This is a genomic window from Bradyrhizobium sp. USDA 4510 (assembly GCF_054059095.1).
In genome coordinates this window covers 6806193-6823506 of record NZ_JBSSBT010000001.1, presented here as the reverse complement: position 1 = coordinate 6823506, position 17314 = coordinate 6806193, and the positions used below count along the sequence as shown (strand labels likewise).

The following is a 17314-nucleotide window of genomic DNA, read 5'->3' as shown; positions in this document are numbered from 1 at the left end:
GCCGGAACTTGCGGAAAATTGCGCGCGCCGCGAGCCATGCGCGAAAGTTTTCGTGCTTTACCGCCAAGCTTCTTGCGGTGCAGCGGCGACAGGCCTAGGGTGCCGCGATCCCATTCAAATCAAGTCGTGGCCCTACGGCTCACGACGTTTGCCAGGAGATGATAATGGCCTTCCTGTCCGCTGCGCTCGACCGTGTGAAGCCGTCCGCGACGATCGCGGTCACGGACAAAGCACGCGCGCTGAAAGCCGCGGGCCGCAACGTCATCGGCCTCGGCGCCGGCGAGCCTGACTTCGATACGCCCGCCAACATCAAGCTGGCAGCGATCCACGCGATCGAGGCCGGCAAGACCAAGTACACCGATGTCGGCGGCATTCCGGAGCTCAAGGAAGCCATCATCAACAAGTTCGCGCGCGAGAACGGCCTGACCTACAAGCCGAACCAGGTCATCGTCGGCACCGGCGGCAAGCAGGTGCTCTACAACGCGCTGATGGCGACCATCAATCCGGGCGATGAGGTGATCATCCCGGCGCCGTACTGGGTCAGCTATCCCGAGATGGTGGCGCTCGCCGGCGGCGAGTCGGTGCCGGTGGTGTGCCCGGCCTCGACCGGCTTCAAGCTGCGTCCGGAAGATCTCGAGAAGGCGATCACGCCGAAGACCAAGTGGGTGATCCTGTGCTCGCCGTCGAACCCGACCGGCTCGGCCTATACGAAGAGCGAGCTCAAGGCGATCACCGACGTGCTGGTCAAGCATCCGCATGTCTGGGTGATGACCGACGACATGTACGAGCACCTCGTCTATGACGACTTCGTCTTCACCACGGCGGCGCAGGTCGAGCCGAGCCTGTACGATCGCACGCTGACCGTGAACGGCGTGTCGAAGGCCTACTGCATGACCGGCTGGCGCATCGGCTATGCCGGCGGCCCGGCGCAGCTGATCAAGGCGATGGCGACGATCCAGTCGCAGTCGACCTCGAACCCGTCGTCGATCGCGCAATGGGCGTCGGTCGAGGCGCTCAACGGTCCGCAGGACTTCATCGCCGCGAACAACAAGGTGTTCAAGGAGCGTCGCGACCTCGTGGTGTCGATGCTCAACCAGGCGAGCGGCATCGAATGCCCGCGGCCGGAAGGCGCGTTCTACGTCTATCCGTCCTGCGCCGGCACGATCGGCAAGCAGGCGCCGTCGGGCAAGCTGATCGACAACGACGAGGCGTTCGTCACCGAATTGCTCGAGAGCGAAGGCGTCGCCGTGGTGCAGGGATCGGCATTCGGGCTCGGCCCCGCGTTCCGCATCTCCTACGCCACCAAGACTTCCGATCTCGAGGATGCCTGCAAGCGCATCCAGCGCTTCTGCGGTAATCTGCGGTAGGTCGATCCGAAATCAAGAAACGCTCCCGCACCTGGTGCGGGAGCGTTTTTGTTTGTGTGCTGAAATCGCGCCGGTAGATTCGACGAGTCAAATCACATCCTGCTCACCTCACGCGCGTGTGTGCGAACATCGATGCCACACGCGGGAAGTTTTTACGGCGTCTTTGCGCGCTGCCTTGTTTTGGACACGAGCCTTCCTTCCTGTCCGCCGCGCGAATTCAATTCAGTTCACCTTGCGGAGACAGTTCAATGCGACTTTCGACCCTCACCCTTGCAGCGCTTGCGTTGCTGGCGCAGTTCGCCACCGCCAACGCGGCGCCTCAGGTTCAAGCCGGGGTCCTGCAATGCCAGGGCGGCGAGAATGTCGGCTTCGTTGTCGGCTCTGTCGCGCGCCTCGAATGCGTGTTTCAGAGCGGCGGCCGTCGGCCCGAGCCCTATGTTGCGACCGTGAAGCGGATCGGCGTCGACCTCGGCGTCACCGCGACGACCCAGCTCGCCTGGGCCGTGAGCGCGCCGACCACGCAGCTTCCGCGCGGTGCGCTGGCCGGCAGCTACGGCGGCGTCGGCGTCAACGCCTCGGTCGGCCTCGGTGCCGGCGGTAACTTCCTGTTCGGCGGCCCGAACAATGCCTACGCGCTGCAGCCGGTCAGCGTGCAGGGCCAGACCGGCCTCAACGTCGCGGCCGGCATCGCCGGGATCGATCTCGAGCCGGTCGCCTACGGCGGTCCGCGCCGTCATCATCGTCACCACCGTCATCATCACCACCACTAGATTTTGTTTTGACGCGTTTTCTTCACGCGAACCGGTATCCGCTTCGCTCGAAAACGCTCTAGGCTGGTCGGTGTTCGATCAAAGAGGCCCGCGAAGGCGGGCCTCTTTTTTGTTGTCTGTTGTTTGCTGTCCATTGCTCGATCAATCGGCAGACCGAAAGGAACAGCAGCGCCGCAACATCTCCTGACAATCGGTGGCCGGGCACCGCAAATTCTGGCTGGACGTTCGATGTTGTGGCATAGGATGCGAACGGCGCCGCAGACACGGCGCCGTTCTGTTCTCTGCTCGCGTCATGCCTCTCAGCCGGAGACTCCCCAACATGCGTCGCTTCACTCTCCTCGCCGGTGCCGCCATCGCCACGCTGACCGCAATCGTTGGCGCCAGCGCCCAACAGCCGATCCAGCGCGTGCAGGTCGGCGTCCTTGAATGCCGCGGCGGCGCGAGCGTCGGCTTCATCGTCGGTTCCGTGACCCATCTCGGTTGCGTGCTGCGCGCCAATGGTCTGCCTGAGGATCGCTACATCGCGACCATCCAGAAGGTCGGCATCGATCTCGGCATCACCCAGGAATCGGCGCTGGCCTGGGGCGTCTATGCGCCGGTGGAGCGGCTCGGGCCGGGTGCGCTCTCCGGCAACTATGCCGGCGCGCAGGGCAGCGCGACGCTCGGTGTCGGCGTCGGCGGCAACGTGCTGGTCGGCGGCTCCGACAACACGATCGCCCTGCAGCCGCTCAGCGTGCAGGGCCAGGTCGGCATCAACATCGCCGCCGGCCTCGAGAGCCTGGAGCTGCGTCCGGGCCGCTAACGCGCGCCCGTGCGGTTGATCAGCTTGCCGAAGAAGCCGCTTGCTTCTTCGGCAACGATCCCGGGCGCCTCGGCGTGAACATAGTGCCCGGTCTCGACGAACCTGATCGAAGGTTCGCTCCAATAGTCTTTCAACCTGTCCGACCATTCGGGCGCGATCAACGGATCGCGGCGGCCCCAGAGAAAGCGCGACGGCACGTCGATGCGCGGCTGCGCCGGCAGCTTGCCTTCCAGCCAGAGCCGGCGATTGGGCGCGGACGAGAGATACCAGTCGAAGCCGCCCTGGATGTTGCCCGGCTTCATGAAGTTGTCGACATAGGCTTCCAGCAGGTCGCCGAACACCGCGGGATCGTCGCCCGACCAGTGGTCGAGGAAATGCCGGAAGTAGAGCCGGCATGACTCGCGCGAGCTTCCGACCAATTGCGCGGCCCATGGCAGCTGCTGGAAGTATTGATACCAGACCTCGATCAGGTGGCCGGGCTGGCCGTAGCGATGGCCGAGGCCCGGATAGGGCGTGCAGAGATAGAGCGTGCCGGTCAGCCGCTGCGGCTGACGATGCGACATCGCCTGCATGACATAGGCGCCGAGATCGCCGCCGATGACGCCGAAGCCGTCATGACCGAGCGCGTCCATGACGGCAAACATGTCCAGCGCGTGGCGCTCAGCGGTGGCGGACGCATCGGGCCCCGGTGTCGGCTTGCCGGTGTCGCCGCAGCCGCGCAAGTCGGGCGCGATCAGTTCAAAACTGTCGCCGAGGCGCAGCATCAGCGGGCGCCACACCAGCCAGAACTCCGGCCAGCCGTGAAGCAGGAGCAGCGGCGGCCCTTTGCCGAAGCGCGCGACATTGACGCGCAGGCCGCCGATATCGATCTTCTGTTGTGTGATGCCTGCCGCGGCTGCTTCCGCGAAGGCTTTTTCCAGCGCCGTCATGAGGACTCCCTGTGCTTTGCCGCAGGCTGTCCGCGTTCGCGCGTCCGGTCCAATACTCGTTCGATACGGTTGCAGAGCTGTTGCGTATGACTGACGGCACCCGCCGCCGTGCTATACCGACGGCATGGAATTGCGACATCTCAGATATTTCGTGGCGCTCGGCGAGGAATTGAACTTCACCCGCGCGGCCGAGCGGCTGCACATCGCGCAACCGCCGCTAAGCCAGCAGATCCGTCAGCTCGAGGACGAACTCGGCGTGACGTTGCTGCAGCGGAATAGCCGTCCTGTCAGGCTCACCGAGGCGGGCGAGCTGCTGCTTGCGCGCGCCCGCTCCCTGCTCGCAAATTTCGAGGCCGCGGTTGCGGACACGCGGCGCGTCGGGCGCGGCCAGGCCGGCAAGCTCGCGATCGGATTCGTCGGCTCCGCGATGTTCGCCGGTCTGCCCGATATCATAGGCAGCTATCGCGACGCCTGTCCCGACGTCGAGCTCGTGCTTGACGAGATGCTGGCGGCCGAGATTGCCGAAGCGCTGCGGCGACGCCGGATCGATGTCGGCTTCGCACGCCCGGCGCTATTGCCGGAGGCGGGTCTTGCCCAGCGCCTGATCCTGGAGGAGCCCTATATCGCGGCGTTGCCGCGCGCGCATCCGCTTGCCGAGAGGGACGACATTGCGCTTGCCGAATTGTCCGATGATGCCTTCGTGCTCTATCCGGCGCGGCCGGAGCCATCGGTCACCGGCCTGATCGTCGCCGCGTGCCAGGCCGCCGGATTCACGCCGCGACTCGCGCAGGAGGTGCTGCATCTGCAAACCGCGATTGGCCTGATCGCCGCCGGCGTCGGTGTATCGCTCGTCCCGGAGGCCGCGGCACGCGCGCAGACCGGTCGCGGCGTGGCGTATGTCCGCTTGGCCGCGCCGGCGGTGACGGCGCCGCTCACGATTGCGTGGCGTGAAGAAGATGTCTCGCCCGCCGTGCAGCGTCTGCTCGACCTTGCGACACGCTGGCGCGAGATTGCTCCGGGACTTGCGCGAAGGAACTGACGCAGCGGATGCAATTGTCCGGACGATGGCTCGGAATTGCAAACCTCCGCGACGCCGCACCGCAGCGACGTTTTCCCGCTTGCCAAATGTCAAACGCAGGCAGAGCATAAACGGTCGCCGACCCAATCATGGGCCGAGCTCCAAAACGAGGAGGCGGCAATGGGACAAGACGTCAGAAGTCCCCGAGGTCCACGGTGCATCGCATTGGTGGGCCCTTTCCAAAGCGGTAAAACCACACTTCTGGAAGCGATCCTGGCGCGCACTGGCGCCATTAAAACTGCCGGCAGCGTCGATGCCGGAACCTCCGTCGGCGATGCCAGCCCCGAGGCGCGTCAGCACAAGATGGGCGTAGGCCTGACCGCCGCCACCACCACCTTTATGGGGGACAGCTACACCTTTATCGATTGTCCCGGCTCGATCGAATTCGCGCACGATATGCGTGCAGCGTTGCCGGCGGTCGATGCCGCGGTCGTGGTCTGCGAAGCCGACGAGAAAAAGCTGCCGCAGCTGCAGATCATCCTGCGCGAGCTCGAGGAGCTCGGAATTCCCCGTTTCCTGTTCCTGAACAAGATCGACCGCGCCAACAAGCGCGTCCGCGAGACGCTTGCGACGCTGCAGCCGGCCTCGCGCGTGCCGCTGGTGCTGCGCCAGATCCCGATCTGGAACGGCGATCTGATCGAAGGCTTTGTCGATCTCGCGCTGGAGCGCGCCTTCGTCTATCGCGAGCACAAGCCGTCGGAGGTGATGGCGCTCGAGGGCGGCAATCTCGATCGCGAGAAGGAAGCCCGCTTCTCGATGCTGGAGAAGCTTGCCGACCACGACGACGCGCTGATGGAGCAGTTGCTGGAGGATATCCAGCCGCCGCGCGATGCCGTGTTCGACGATCTCGCCCGCGAACTGCGCGAAGGGCAGATCTGTCCGGTGCTGCTCGGCGCTGCGAGCCGCGAGAACGGCGTGCTGCGCCTGATGAAGGCGCTGCGCCATGAGGCGCCCGGCGTCGCCGAGACCGCCGATCGGCTCGGCATCAAGGATCAGAAGGATGCGCTGGCCTACGTGTTCAAGACCGTGCACTTGCAGCACGGCGGCAAGCTGTCGCTGGCGCGCGTGCTTGCGGGCCGGCTCGACGACGGCGCGACGCTGCAATCCTCAAGCGGCGAGAGCGGACGCGTCTCAGGCATCCTCGCGGTCTCGGGCGGGCATGACAGCAAGCGGCCGCAGGCCGAGGCCGGCGACACCGTCGCGCTCGGCAAGCTCGATGCGATCAAGACCGGCGATACGGTCTCGAGCGGCAAGACGGCGCCGGCCTCGCTGGTCAAGGTCGAGCCGGCCGCGGCCGTGCTGTCGATCTCGATTGCCGCGACCGACCGCAAGGACGATGTCAAGCTCGGCCAGGCGCTGCTGCGGCTGAACGAGGAAGATCCCTCGCTGACGATGATCCAGAACCCGCGCACCCACGACACCGTGCTGTGGGGGCAGGGCGAGATGCATCTGCGCGTGGCGCAGGAGCGGCTGAAGGACCGCTACGGCGTCAACGTCAAATCGCATCCGCCGGCGATCGGCTATCAGGAGACCATCCGCAAGCCGATCACCCAGCGCGGCCGGCACAAGAAGCAGTCCGGCGGCCATGGCCAGTTCGGCGACGTCGTGCTCGACATCAAGCCGAAGCCGCGCGGGTCAGGCTTCGAATTCCACGAGAAAGTGGTCGGGGGCGCGGTGCCGCGCAACTATATCGGCGCGGTGGAAGAGGGCGTTGTCGACGCGCTGGCGCGCGGCCCGCTCGGCTTCCCCGTGATCGACGTCGACGTCACGCTGACCGACGGCTCCTATCACAGCGTCGACTCGTCCGATCTCGCGTTCCGTACCGCGGCGAGGATCGGGGTCAGCGAAGGGTTGCCGCAGTGCCAGCCGGTGCTGCTGGAGCCGATCCATATGGTCGAGATCGTCTGTCCGACCGACGCCACCGCCAAGATCAACGCGATCCTGTCGGCGCGCCGCGGCCAGATCCTCGGCTTCGACACCCGCGACGGCTGGATCGGCTGGGATTGCGTCCGCGCCACGATGCCGGAATCGGAGATCGGCGACTTGATTGTCGAACTGCGCTCCGCCACGGCCGGCGCCGGCACCTTCACCCGCCAGTTCGACCGCATGGCCGAAGTGACGGGCCGCGCCGCCGACCAGATCATCGCCGCGCATCGCGACGCGGCGTGATCGAATTGTCATTCCGGGATGGTCCGAAGGACCAGACCCGGAATCTCGAGATTCCGGGTTCGATGCTGTCGCATCGCCCCGGAATGACGGGCCAAGATAGCGCCCGTGATTCCCTTCCTATGACGCAGTTTCCGCCAGCATGCTTGAATCCCGCCGTAACCTGGCGCTGGCCTGCGCGCTCAGCGCAATGGCCGGCTATGTCGACGGCATCGGCTATCTGCATCTCGGCGGGCTGTTCGTCTCCTTCATGAGCGGTAACTCGACGCGGCTTGGCGTGACGCTGGCCGAGGGGCATTGGCAGCACGCCCTGGAAGCGCTGGAGCTGATCGTGCTGTTCGTCGCCGGCGCCGCAGCCGGCAGCCTGATCGTGCTCAGCGCGCTGGTGCATCGCCAGCCCCTGCTCCTGCTCATCGAGGCGTGGCTGCTCACGGCGGCGGCGGTGGCCTATGCCTATGGCCTGTCGAACGCCGCGGTCGCCGCCATCGTGCTGGCGATGGGGCTCGAGAACGCCGTATTCCAGCTCGAAGGCGGGGCCGGGCTCGGCCTCACCTATGTCACCGGGGCGCTGGTGAAGGCCGGTCAGCTGATCGCCGCCGCGCTCACAGGCGGTGCGGGCTGGGCCTGGCTCCCGAACCTGCTGCTGTGGGCGGCGCTGGTCGCGGGCGCGCTCGCCGGCGGGCTGGTCTATGGCTGGATCAACCTCGCCGCGATCTGGTTCGCCGCAGCCGCCGCGTTCGCCCTCAGCGCGCTGGTTGCCGCAACCGCGAAGCGGACGCATTGACAGCGCGCCCGCCTTGGCCGATGTCACGATCATGACGTCCTCAAGCAAAACCCGCGCCGCGTGCCTGATCGGCTGGCCCGCCGCGCATTCCCGCTCGCCGTTGATCCATCATTACTGGCTGCGCACGCTCGGCATCGAGGGCGGTTATGTGATCGAGGCGGTGCCGCCGGAGGACTTCAAGGATTTCCTGTTCCGCCTGTCGCTGCGCGGCTTCGTCGGCGCCAACGTCACCATTCCGCACAAGGAGCGCGCGCTGGCGCTGTCGGCACCGGATGCGCGCGCCCGCGCCGTCGGCGCCGCCAACACGCTGTGGTTCGCCGATGGCGAGCTGCGCTCGACCAACACCGATGTCGAAGGCTTCATCAACAATCTCGACGCCTGCGCGCCCGGCTGGGACAAGACGGAGGACGCGCTGGTGCTCGGCGCCGGTGGCGCGGCACGTGCGGTGGTGTTCGGCCTGATCGAGCGCGGCATCGCGCGCGTGCATCTGGTCAACCGCAGCATCGATCGCGCCCGCGCGCTGGCCGGGCAATTCGGCGCGCGGGTTCATCCCGCGACATGGGACGAGGTTGATGAGCTGCTGCCGCGCGCCGGCCTGCTGGTGAATACCACCTCGCTCGGCATGCATGGTCAGCCCGCGCTCGAGATCGATGTCGGCCTGCTGCCGCAACACGCGGTCGTTTCCGATCTCGTCTATGTGCCGCTGGTGACGCCGCTGCTTGCGGCGGCAGAGGCGCGTGGTCTGAAGACCGCTGATGGACTGGGCATGCTGTTGCACCAGGCGGTGCGCGGTTTCGAATTGTGGTTCGGGCGGCGTCCGCAGGTCACGCCGGAGCTGCGCACGCTTGTTGAGGCCGATCTCACAAAGACTTGAGGCCTGGAATAGCATCTCCGGAACGGGGTCTGGTGTTAGTCCCCCCGCGTTCCCTCCGGAGATCAGTCATGCCTGCCAGCCGCTCCCATCTCATTCGGCCGTTCATCGCGCTTGCGATGGTGACGGTGTCCACGCTCTACGCGCTCGCGCAGCAGCCGCCGACACCGACGCGGGTGCGTGGAACCGTCGAGAGCGTCGACGGCGATACGCTCGCGGTGAAGTCGCGCAGCGGCGAGGACGTCAAGCTGCACATGGCAGGCAACATGGTGGTGCTCGGTCTCACCAAGATCGCGCTGTCCGACATCAAGGTTGGTTCCTTCATCGGCACGACCACCGTGCCCGGCCCCGACGGCACGCCGAAGGCGGTCGAGGTGCACGTCTTCCCGGAGAACATGCGCGGCACCGGCGAAGGCTCGCGGCCGTACGATCTGAAGCCGAACAGCAGCATGACCAATGCGACCGTCGCGCAATCCGTCGTCAGCAATGACGGCCACACATTGCTGGTCAAATACAAGGACGGCGAGAAGAAGGTGGAAGTCGCACCCGATACACCGGTCGTGACCTATGTTCCCGGCGACAAGGCGGACCTGAAGGCCGGCGCCAAGGTCATCGCCTTCATGAAGAAACTGCCAGACGGCTCGCTTGAAACCGATCGCGTCAGCGTCGGCCGCGACGGGCTTACGCCGCCGATGTGACGCGCAGCGCGTAGCCCGGATGGAGCGGAGCGAAATCCGGGAATCTTCCCAGGAAGGCGGTCCCCGGATTGCGCTCCGCTCCATCCGGGCTACGGCAGAACATGCAAACGCATCACCTGTCCGTTATCGCAGTAACGGCCCCCTCATCCGGTCCGTAGTTGTTGAACGGTCACCTTTCCCGCGAACGGGAGGTAGCCGCACGGAATACCTTCAACTCCCCGGTGTTCCCTGATTCGCCAGCCCAACCCATGAGGGACACCATGCCGAAATCGACGCTGTTCGCCGCATTGCTTCTCGTTGCCTTTGCCTCGGCTGCATCCGCGCAGCAGCCGCCGGCGGTGCGTATCCGAGGCACCATCGAGGCCGTCGACGGCGCGATGCTGTCGATCAAGTCGCGCGACGGTGCCGACATGAAGGTGCGGACCACTGACAACGTCGCGGTGTTCGGCGTCGCCAAGACCGATCTGTCGGAGATCAAGCCCGGTTCCTATATCGGTGTCACCGCGATGCCCGAGCCCGACGGAACGCAGAAGGCGATCGCGGTTCACATCTTCCCGGAGAACCAGCGCGGCGCCGCCGAAGGCTTCCGCCCCTGGGACCTGCGCGCCAATTCGACCATGACCAACGCCACCGTCGCCGAGACCGTGAAGGGCACCGACGGCCAGAACATCACGGTGAAGTACAAGGACGGCGAGAAGAAAGTCGTGGTGCCGCCGGGCACCCCGGTCGTCACCTTCGTCGCCGGCGACAAGTCGGAGCTGAAGCCGGGCGCCAAGATCATCATCTTCGGCGCGCTGAAGAAGGATGACGGCACGCTGGAAGCCAACCGCGTCAATGTCGGCCGCGACGGGATTGCGCCGCCGATGTGAGGCAGAGCAGGCTCCGCTGTCGTCCCTGCGAAAGCAGGACCCATAACCACAGGGTTGAGTTGTTGAAGCGCGCTGTCGCCGCGGCGTTGCGAAACGACGGCCATCGGTGGTTATGGGTCCCGGGTCGCGCTTCGCTTGCCCGGGACGACGTGTTGAGAGAGGCTGCCGCTCCGCGCTAAACCGCCAGCACGTGATCGTCGATCTCGGCGATGGTGTTGACGCCGCACAGTCCCATCGTGGTGGTGAGCTCCTTGCCCAGAATATCGATCGCCTTGGCGACGCCTTCCTGGCCGCCGGCGCCGAGGCCATAGGCATAGGCGCGGCCGATCATGCAGGACTTCGCGCCGAGCGCGAGCGCCCGCATGACGTCCATGCCGGTGCGGATACCGCCGTCGAACATGATCTCGAGCTTCGAGCCGACCTCATCGACGATCTCCGGCAGCACCTCGATCGAGGACGGCGCGCCGTCGAGCTGGCGGCCGCCATGGTTGGAGACCACGATCGCCTGGGCGCCGGTCTTGGCGGCAAGCTCGGCGTCCTCGACGTCGAGGATGCCTTTAAGGATCAGCTTGCCCGGCCAAATGCTGCGGATCCAGTCGATGTCCTTCCAGTTCAGCGAGGTGTCGAACTGCGAGGCGGTCCATTCCGACAGTTTCGTCAGATCCTCGGTGCCTTTGACGTGGCCGGCAATGTTGCCGAAGGTGCGGCGCTTGCCTTGCAGCACGCCTGATACCCAGGCGGGCTTGGTCGCGAAGTCGATCAGCTTCGACAGTGACCATTCCGGCGGCACCGTCATGCCGTTCTTGATGTCCTGGTGGCGCTGGCCGATCACCTGCAGGTCGACGGTCAACACCAGCGCCGAGCATTTCGCCGCGATCGCGCGCTCGATCAGCGACTTGATGAAGCCGCGGTCCTTCATGACGTAGAGCTGGAACCAGAACGGCTTGTCGACGGCGGCGGCGATGTCCTCGATCGAGCAGATCGACATCGTGCTCTGGGTGAAGGGAATGCCGGCCGCCTGCGCGGCGCGGCAGGCATAGATCTCGCCGTCGCCATGCTGCATGCCGAGCAGGCCGACCGGCGCCAGGATCAGCGGCATCGCGGCCGGCTCGCCGAGGATCGTGGTCGCCAGGGTGCGCTTGGACACATCGACCAGGATGCGCTGGCGGAACTTGATCTGCTGCAGATCTTCCGAATTCGCGCGCAGCGTGTCCTCGGTGTAGGAGCCGCGGTCCGCATAATCGAAAAACGCCTTCGGCACCCGGCGCTTGTGCAGCTGGCGCAGATCTTCGATGCAGGTAATGTGCTTCATGGACGGTCCCGGCCCTTCTTCTGTGTCGCAAGTTCGATATCGCGAGCCTTGTTTTAGGCAGCAAGTCTTGCGGGTGTTCGATCTTGCCGTCATCTAGCATGGATGGGAGGCCTGCCAAATCGAAGACGGATGGGAGAGCGCGATGACCCAATCAGGCTCCAAACCGAAAGCAGACGAGAACGCCGAGAAGCGCCGGCTCGACGAGGCCCTGGAAGAGGGGCTTGAGGAGACGTTTCCCGGTTCCGACCCCGTCAATGTCACCCAGCCGGCCCCCAGCAAGGGCGACCAGCACGTCAAGCGCAACGGCAAAGGGTAGGGGACGGCGTTCGTTCCCCAGGTTGCCGAAAGAGTAATAATGTTATATCTTTCAGTGCCTTAATGTAGAGGCACGGGGTTTAGCCCCGGTAATGATTCATCATATTTTTTGAAGTCCTTTTAGCGCCTGGCAGTCTATAAGGCCGATGCACGCTAGACTGGTAGGCGTTCAGGACTCTCTCGCCGGGTGGTTCGAGAGGTCCGTCTTGGGGGTTACATGAGCCGCAAATATTTCGGGACCGATGGAATTCGGGGCCGCGCCAATGGGCTGATCACGCCGGAGCTCGCGCTCAAGGTGGGGCAGGCCGCAGGGTTGGTGTTTCAGCGTGGCGATCATCGCCATCGCGTCGTGATCGGCAAGGACACGCGGCTGTCCGGCTACATGATCGAATACGCCATGGTCGCGGGCTTCACCTCGGTCGGTATGGACGTGCTGCTGGTCGGCCCGATGCCGACCCCGGCGATCGCGATGCTCACCAAGTCGATGCGCGCCGATCTCGGCGTCATGATCTCGGCGTCGCATAATCTTTTCGAAGACAACGGCATCAAGCTGTTCGGCCCGCAGGGCTTCAAGCTGTCGGACGATGTCGAGAAGCAGATCGAGCAGCTGCTCGACGAATCGCTCGACCGCCGCCTGGCGCAGAGCGCGAGCCTCGGCCGCGCCCGCCGCATCGACGGCGTCCATGACCGCTACATCGAATTCGCCAAGCGCACGCTGCCGCGCGATCTCTCGCTCGACGGCCTGCGCGTCGTGGTCGATTGCGCCAATGGCGCCGCCTACAAGGTGGTGCCGGAAGCGCTGTGGGAGCTCGGCGCCGACGTGGTGCCGATCGGGGTCGAACCCGACGGCTTCAACATCAACAAGGAATGCGGCTCCACCTCGCCGGAAGCGCTGTCGCGGAAGGTGCGCGAGATGCGCGCCGACATCGGCATCGCGCTCGACGGCGATGCCGATCGCGTCATCCTGGTCGACGAGCGCGGCCACATCGTCGACGGCGACCAGCTGCTCGCGGTGATAGCGCAGAGCTGGAAGGAGGAGGGGCGCCTCGCCAAGCCCGGCATCGTCACGACCGTGATGTCCAATCTCGGGCTGGAGCGCTTCCTGCAGGGCCTCGGGCTGCAGATGGTCCGCACGCCGGTCGGCGACCGCTATGTGCTCGAGCAGATGCTGAGCGGCGGCTACAATCTCGGCGGCGAGCCGTCGGGCCATATCATCATGTCGGACTATTCGACGACCGGCGACGGTTTCGTCGCGGCACTGCAGGTGCTGGCCGTGGTGCAGAAGCTGCGCCGCCCGGTGTCGGAGATCTGCCGGCGTTTCGACCCGTTGCCGCAAATCCTGAAGAACGTGCGCTATCGCAGCGGCAAGCCGCTCGACGACGCCGAGGTCAAGTCCGCGATCACCGACGGCGAGAAGCGCCTCAACGGCCATGGCCGTCTGTTGATCCGCCCCTCCGGCACCGAGCCGGTGATCCGCGTGATGGGCGAGGGCGACGATCGTATCCTGGTGGAAGAGGTCGTCGACAACATCGTCAGCGCACTCGGCCACGCCGCCGCGGCTTAAGCCCCGTCCGGCCTCGTCAGCTCGTGATCCTGAGGAGCGCGCCCTTGCGCGCGTCTCGAAGGATGCACGGCCCATTGTCGCAATGTGGCGAGCGCCGGGCCGTGGACCCTTCGAGACGCGCGGAGCCTGTCATCGGGCCGCGCTTTGCGCGGACCCGTTGGCGCTCCTCAGGGTGACGGGGATAGAGTTTGGCCGCCGGCTGGCCACACAGCGCATCGCTGCCATCGGCTAACGCAACTGGTTTGCCTCACCTCCGCGTCGTACGACACGGAGGTATTTTTGCGAATCTGTCCGGGAATGCTGCATTGAACAAACCCGTCGTGAGCAAACAGGCGCTGGGCGAGCCGGTGGCGGTGCCGGAGCTGACGGCCGCGAAGGTTGCCGCCGCTGCGGGGCCGGCCTATGTCGTGCTTGCCGGCATCAGCTTCTCGCACTTCCTCAACGACACGATGCAGTCGCTGATCGCTTCGGTCTATCCGATCCTGAAGGACAATTACGCGCTCGACTTCGCGCAGATCGGCATGATCACGCTGGCGTTCCAGTTCACGGCGTCGCTGCTGCAGCCGCTGGTCGGGCATTTCACCGACAAGAAGGCGCAGCCGTTCTCGCTTGCGATCGGCATGGGCTTCACCTTTTTCGGTCTGTTGCTGCTCAGCGTTGCGCATACCTATGGGGTCATCCTGATTGCGGCTTCGCTGGTCGGCCTTGGCTCCGCGGTGTTCCACCCGGAATCGTCGCGTATCGCGCGGCTGGCGTCAGGCGGACGTTACGGTTTCGCGCAATCGGTGTTCCAGCTCGGCGGCAGTTTCGGCACCTCGATGGGGCCGGTGCTCGCAGCACTGATCGTGGTGCCGTTCGGTCAGCCCTCGATCGCCTGGTTCTCCTCGATCGCGTTCCTTGCCATCGTGATCCTCTGGCGCATCGGCGTCTGGTACAAACCGCAGATATCGGGCAAGAAGACGGCCGCCAGCGCGCGGCATCCCGACCATCCGGATCAGCGGCGCGTGAAGATCGCGCTCATCGTGCTGGTCGCGCTGCTGTTCTCCAAGCAGCTCTATGTCTCGAGCCTGTCGAGCTATTACATCTTCTATCTGATCGACCGGTTCGGTGTCTCGACCCAGGCGGCGCAGCTCTATCTGTTCGTCTTCCTTGCCGCCAACGCCGCGGGTGCGTTCATCGGCGGTCCGCTCGGCGACCGCTTCGGCCGCAAATACGTGATCTGGTTCTCGATCCTCGGCGCGCTGCCGTTCACGCTGGCGCTGCCCTATGCCGGCCTGTTCGCCAGCGCCGTGCTGACGGTGGTGATCGGTTTGATCATCTCGTCGGCGACGTCGGCGATCATCGTGTTCGCGCAGGAATTGATGCCGCATCGCTTCGGCATGATCTCTGGCGTGTTCTTCGGCGTCGCCTTCGGGATCGGCGGTCTCGGCGCCGCCGTGCTCGGCAAGCTCGCCGACCACACCTCGATCGCCTTCGTCTATCAGCTGTGCGCCTTCCTGCCGGCGATCGGCCTGCTCGCGGTGTTCCTGCCGAGGATGCCGCGGGCCGTGCGCTGAACGCCCGGCCGCGGACGCGACGCCCGCGTTAAGCATTCGCTAACACACCCGGCCCGCGTGCCTTGCGAACGGCGCGGATGCGTCAACGCTTCATTAGCACTTTTGGCGGGATCGCGATGTTTCGTCGCCAACCTGCGTCATTTATGGACCCATAAGCGACAGCCGCAGAGAAAGGTGAGAGAAAATCAACCTTAAAAATTAGGGTTAAGTGCCGCTTAAACATTTCCTGCCATCGTCCGGGCCGTGAGTTTCAGACGTGGGGCTTTCGTGTCGCCTCACTTGGCCCAAAAGGACGAAGCCAATGCGTAGCGTAAAGACCCTGATTGCCGCCGGTGCGGCATCTCTGTTGTCCTCGGCGGCGTTCGCCGCCGACATGCCCATCATGCCGCCACCTCCGATGGCGTATGCTCCTCCGCCGGTCCAGGATTTCGGCGGCTGGTATCTGCGCGGCGACATCGGCATGACCAACACCCAGGCCAAGCTGCACGTCAACGCCTACGACACACTGCCGGCCGGCACTGCCTTCAACCAGTATGGCCACGGTTTCGACGGCGGCGTGCTCTACGGCATCGGCGTCGGCTATCAGTTCAACAGCTGGTTCCGCGCCGACATCACCGGTGAGTATCGCTCGAAGGTGAGCTTCAACGGCACCGATTTCTTCACGTTCCCCGGGCCCAGCCCGCTGAGCGACGCCTATCATGGCGGCATCCAGAGCTGGGTTGGCCTCGTCAACGTCTACGCTGATCTCGGCACCTGGGGCTGTTTGACCCCGTTCATCGGTGCCGGTGTCGGTGCCGCGACGATCAAGACCTCGGCCTTCTCCGACGTCGCGACGTTCCCGAGCGGGTCGGGCCTCACCAGCTCCTTCATCGCCGATGGCGCCACCAAGACCAACTTCGCCTGGGCGCTGCATGCCGGTGTCGCCTACAAGGTCACCAACAACTTCACGGTTGAACTGGCCTATCGCTACCTCGACATGGGCACTGCCGCCCACGGCCAAGGTCACTTCTTCGACGGCACGCCGGCCGGTCCCTCGAGCTTCCAGTACCGCGACATCACCTCGCAGGACGTGAAGCTCGGCGTGCGCTTCAACTTGCCGTGCTGCGACGTGCCGCCGCCTCCGCCGCCGCTGATCCGCAAGGGTTAATTTCGGGCCTTCACGGTTAACGATTGCAACGGCGCGGGACCATCCCGCGCCGTTTTTCTTTGCCGCGTCATGTCGCGAACTTGCCGCGTCATGTCGCGCACTTCTGCAACTTGCATGCTCGAAAACGGGCGGCGACAACGATTGGTTAAGGTTAACAGGCGATGATCAGCGCGAAATCGGTGCGGTGGATGGAGCGTTGCAATGCGTAGGTTGGTGCTGGCGGCGATGATGATTGGAACGGTGACCGGCGCGCAGGCTGCCGACCTGCCGGACTTTCCGATCCTGCGCGGCTCCTATGTCGATGCACCGAGCAGGAGCGGGAACTGGGAAGGATGGTACGTCGGCGGCCAGATCGGCTATTCCTCCGGCGACATCGATTTCAGCCACGCGCCAAGCGCGATGACCTCCTTCATGCTGCGCGAGAGCGTTCTGGCCGACCCGGTTTCGGGTTGGGCCCTGCTGCCGAAGAACCATGCGCAGAGCAACGGGTTCGGCGCGTTCGTCGGCCGCAACTGGCAATGGGACGACGTCGTGCTCGGCGTCGAGGCCAACTACAATTACCTGAACGGCCTCGAAAGTTCGGCGGGCGACTCGATGACGCGGCAGATCGTGAATCCCAAGGGCGAGACTCCTCCGAGCGGGCACACCTACACCTACAACACCACGTTGTCGGGGAGCGCCGCCTTGCAGGTCAAGGACGTCACGACCTTCCGTGGACGCGCCGGATGGGCGGCAGGCAACTTCTTGCCTTACATGTTCGGCGGTGTTGCGGTGGGACGCATGTCCGTGTCGCGTTCGGCGACGGTGTCGTTTGACAAGTACGATGCCTGGGCCGAGACCCAGACGGTCGGCAACAACACCGTTACAATTCAGCATAACGACTACCTGGGCTCAGGCAGCGCCGCCCAGACGGAGCAGCGGGTGAACAACTATGCGGTCGGCTGGACCGCGGGCCTCGGGCTTGAATATTGCGTGGTCGGCGGGTTGTTTCTCCGCGGCGAGTGGGAATATGTGCGCTTCGCGGCGGTCAAGAATATCGCCGTCGACATGAACAGCTTCCGGGTCGGCGCCGGCTACAAGTTCTGA

Annotated in this window: 16 protein-coding genes; 14 read left to right on the top strand and 2 right to left on the bottom strand. The window is 65.0% G+C overall.

All coding sequences use genetic code 11. From position 1 onward, the window contains the following. The first annotated feature begins 164 nt into the window (after nt 1-164). The 3 genes from ACVMDN_RS31830 (at nt 165) to ACVMDN_RS31820 (ending at nt 2939) form a co-directional block, all read left to right on the top strand. Entirely contained in the window at nt 165-1367 is a 1203-nt protein-coding gene (locus ACVMDN_RS31830; protein WP_076829889.1) for a pyridoxal phosphate-dependent aminotransferase, read from the top strand. A 248-nt stretch (nt 1368-1615) separates the two neighbouring features. Continuing rightward, entirely contained in the window at nt 1616-2137 is a 522-nt protein-coding gene (locus tag ACVMDN_RS31825; protein ID WP_076829891.1) for a DUF992 domain-containing protein, read from the top strand. Between the two features lie 319 nt (nt 2138-2456). Next, a complete protein-coding gene (locus ACVMDN_RS31820; protein WP_028336066.1) occupies nt 2457-2939 on the top strand; it encodes a DUF992 domain-containing protein in 483 nt (160 codons plus the stop codon). Here ACVMDN_RS31820 and ACVMDN_RS31815 read toward each other — a convergent pair. Then, on the bottom strand, nt 2936-3868 hold the full coding sequence (locus ACVMDN_RS31815; protein ID WP_083715109.1) for an alpha/beta fold hydrolase: 933 nt from the start codon (nt 3866-3868) through the stop codon (nt 2936-2938). The two genes, ACVMDN_RS31820 and ACVMDN_RS31815, sit on opposite strands and share 4 nt — an antisense overlap. A 124-nt stretch (nt 3869-3992) precedes the next feature. Between ACVMDN_RS31815 and ACVMDN_RS31810 the strand changes: the two genes are divergently transcribed. From ACVMDN_RS31810 to ACVMDN_RS31785, 6 genes are all read left to right on the top strand, one after another. Further along, nucleotides 3993-4907, top strand: a complete 915-nt coding sequence (locus ACVMDN_RS31810; RefSeq protein ID WP_076829893.1) for a LysR substrate-binding domain-containing protein — start codon at nt 3993-3995, stop codon at nt 4905-4907. 159 nt (nt 4908-5066) lie between these two features. Continuing rightward, nucleotides 5067-7115: an elongation factor G gene (locus tag ACVMDN_RS31805; protein ID WP_076829896.1), complete on the top strand. Its 2049-nt coding sequence runs from the start codon at nt 5067-5069 to the stop codon at nt 7113-7115. A gap of 139 nt (nt 7116-7254) precedes the next feature. Beyond that, nucleotides 7255-7896, top strand: coding sequence for a YoaK family protein (locus ACVMDN_RS31800; protein ID WP_076829899.1), 642 nt, complete (start codon nt 7255-7257; stop codon nt 7894-7896). 31 nt (nt 7897-7927) lie between these two features. After that, on the top strand, nt 7928-8770 hold the full coding sequence (locus ACVMDN_RS31795; RefSeq protein ID WP_076830082.1) for a shikimate dehydrogenase: 843 nt from the start codon (nt 7928-7930) through the stop codon (nt 8768-8770). 116 nt (nt 8771-8886) lie between these two features. Beyond that, nucleotides 8887-9465 carry a hypothetical protein gene (locus tag ACVMDN_RS31790; RefSeq protein ID WP_194295382.1) on the top strand — a complete coding sequence of 193 codons (579 nt, stop codon included), beginning with the start codon at nt 8887-8889 and terminating at the stop codon, nt 9463-9465. Nucleotides 9466-9725: 260 nt separating this feature from the next. Beyond that, nucleotides 9726-10334 carry a single stranded DNA-binding domain-containing protein gene (locus ACVMDN_RS31785; protein ID WP_057015947.1) on the top strand — a complete coding sequence of 203 codons (609 nt, stop codon included), beginning with the start codon at nt 9726-9728 and terminating at the stop codon, nt 10332-10334. A 175-nt stretch (nt 10335-10509) separates the two neighbouring features. Here the strand turns inward: ACVMDN_RS31785 and ACVMDN_RS31780 are convergent, their stop codons facing one another. After that, nucleotides 10510-11646, bottom strand: a complete 1137-nt coding sequence (locus ACVMDN_RS31780; RefSeq protein ID WP_016846679.1) for an alpha-hydroxy acid oxidase — start codon at nt 11644-11646, stop codon at nt 10510-10512. Nucleotides 11647-11788: 142 nt separating this feature from the next. On the opposite strand from ACVMDN_RS31780, the gene ACVMDN_RS31775 reads away from it, so the two are divergent. The 5 genes from ACVMDN_RS31775 (at nt 11789) to ACVMDN_RS31755 (ending at nt 17314) form a co-directional block, all read left to right on the top strand. Further along, complete coding sequence (locus tag ACVMDN_RS31775) at nt 11789-11962, top strand: hypothetical protein (RefSeq protein WP_162832399.1); 174 nt, start codon at nt 11789-11791, stop codon at nt 11960-11962. A 216-nt stretch (nt 11963-12178) separates the two neighbouring features. Beyond that, a complete protein-coding gene (glmM, locus tag ACVMDN_RS31770) occupies nt 12179-13525 on the top strand; it encodes a phosphoglucosamine mutase (RefSeq protein ID WP_016846677.1) in 1347 nt (448 codons plus the stop codon). 305 nt (nt 13526-13830) lie between these two features. Beyond that, entirely contained in the window at nt 13831-15081 is a 1251-nt protein-coding gene (locus ACVMDN_RS31765; protein ID WP_057017932.1) for an MFS transporter, read from the top strand. 301 nt (nt 15082-15382) lie between these two features. Continuing rightward, nucleotides 15383-16228 carry an outer membrane protein gene (locus tag ACVMDN_RS31760; RefSeq protein ID WP_057017933.1) on the top strand — a complete coding sequence of 282 codons (846 nt, stop codon included), beginning with the start codon at nt 15383-15385 and terminating at the stop codon, nt 16226-16228. 201 nt (nt 16229-16429) lie between these two features. Further along, on the top strand, nt 16430-17314 hold the full coding sequence (locus ACVMDN_RS31755) for an outer membrane protein (protein ID WP_229190707.1): 885 nt from the start codon (nt 16430-16432) through the stop codon (nt 17312-17314).

What these genes read in the sequence shown, in the direction of transcription:
- ACVMDN_RS31830 (WP_076829889.1), top strand. Translation starts at nt 165, where the DNA reads ATGGCCTTCCTGTCCGCTGCGCTCGACCGTGTGAAGCCGTCCGCGACG.
- ACVMDN_RS31825 (WP_076829891.1), top strand. Translation starts at nt 1,616, where the DNA reads ATGCGACTTTCGACCCTCACCCTTGCAGCGCTTGCGTTGCTGGCGCAG.
- ACVMDN_RS31820 (WP_028336066.1), top strand. Translation starts at nt 2,457, where the DNA reads ATGCGTCGCTTCACTCTCCTCGCCGGTGCCGCCATCGCCACGCTGACC.
- ACVMDN_RS31815 (WP_083715109.1), bottom strand. Translation starts at nt 3,868, where the DNA reads ATGACGGCGCTGGAAAAAGCCTTCGCGGAAGCAGCCGCGGCAGGCATC.
- ACVMDN_RS31810 (WP_076829893.1), top strand. Translation starts at nt 3,993, where the DNA reads ATGGAATTGCGACATCTCAGATATTTCGTGGCGCTCGGCGAGGAATTG.
- ACVMDN_RS31805 (WP_076829896.1), top strand. Translation starts at nt 5,067, where the DNA reads ATGGGACAAGACGTCAGAAGTCCCCGAGGTCCACGGTGCATCGCATTG.
- ACVMDN_RS31800 (WP_076829899.1), top strand. Translation starts at nt 7,255, where the DNA reads ATGCTTGAATCCCGCCGTAACCTGGCGCTGGCCTGCGCGCTCAGCGCA.
- ACVMDN_RS31795 (WP_076830082.1), top strand. Translation starts at nt 7,928, where the DNA reads ATGACGTCCTCAAGCAAAACCCGCGCCGCGTGCCTGATCGGCTGGCCC.
- ACVMDN_RS31790 (WP_194295382.1), top strand. Translation starts at nt 8,887, where the DNA reads ATGGTGACGGTGTCCACGCTCTACGCGCTCGCGCAGCAGCCGCCGACA.
- ACVMDN_RS31785 (WP_057015947.1), top strand. Translation starts at nt 9,726, where the DNA reads ATGCCGAAATCGACGCTGTTCGCCGCATTGCTTCTCGTTGCCTTTGCC.
- ACVMDN_RS31780 (WP_016846679.1), bottom strand. Translation starts at nt 11,646, where the DNA reads ATGAAGCACATTACCTGCATCGAAGATCTGCGCCAGCTGCACAAGCGC.
- ACVMDN_RS31775 (WP_162832399.1), top strand. Translation starts at nt 11,789, where the DNA reads ATGACCCAATCAGGCTCCAAACCGAAAGCAGACGAGAACGCCGAGAAG.
- glmM (WP_016846677.1), top strand. Translation starts at nt 12,179, where the DNA reads ATGAGCCGCAAATATTTCGGGACCGATGGAATTCGGGGCCGCGCCAAT.
- ACVMDN_RS31760 (WP_057017933.1), top strand. Translation starts at nt 15,383, where the DNA reads ATGCGTAGCGTAAAGACCCTGATTGCCGCCGGTGCGGCATCTCTGTTG.
- ACVMDN_RS31755 (WP_229190707.1), top strand. Translation starts at nt 16,430, where the DNA reads ATGCGTAGGTTGGTGCTGGCGGCGATGATGATTGGAACGGTGACCGGC.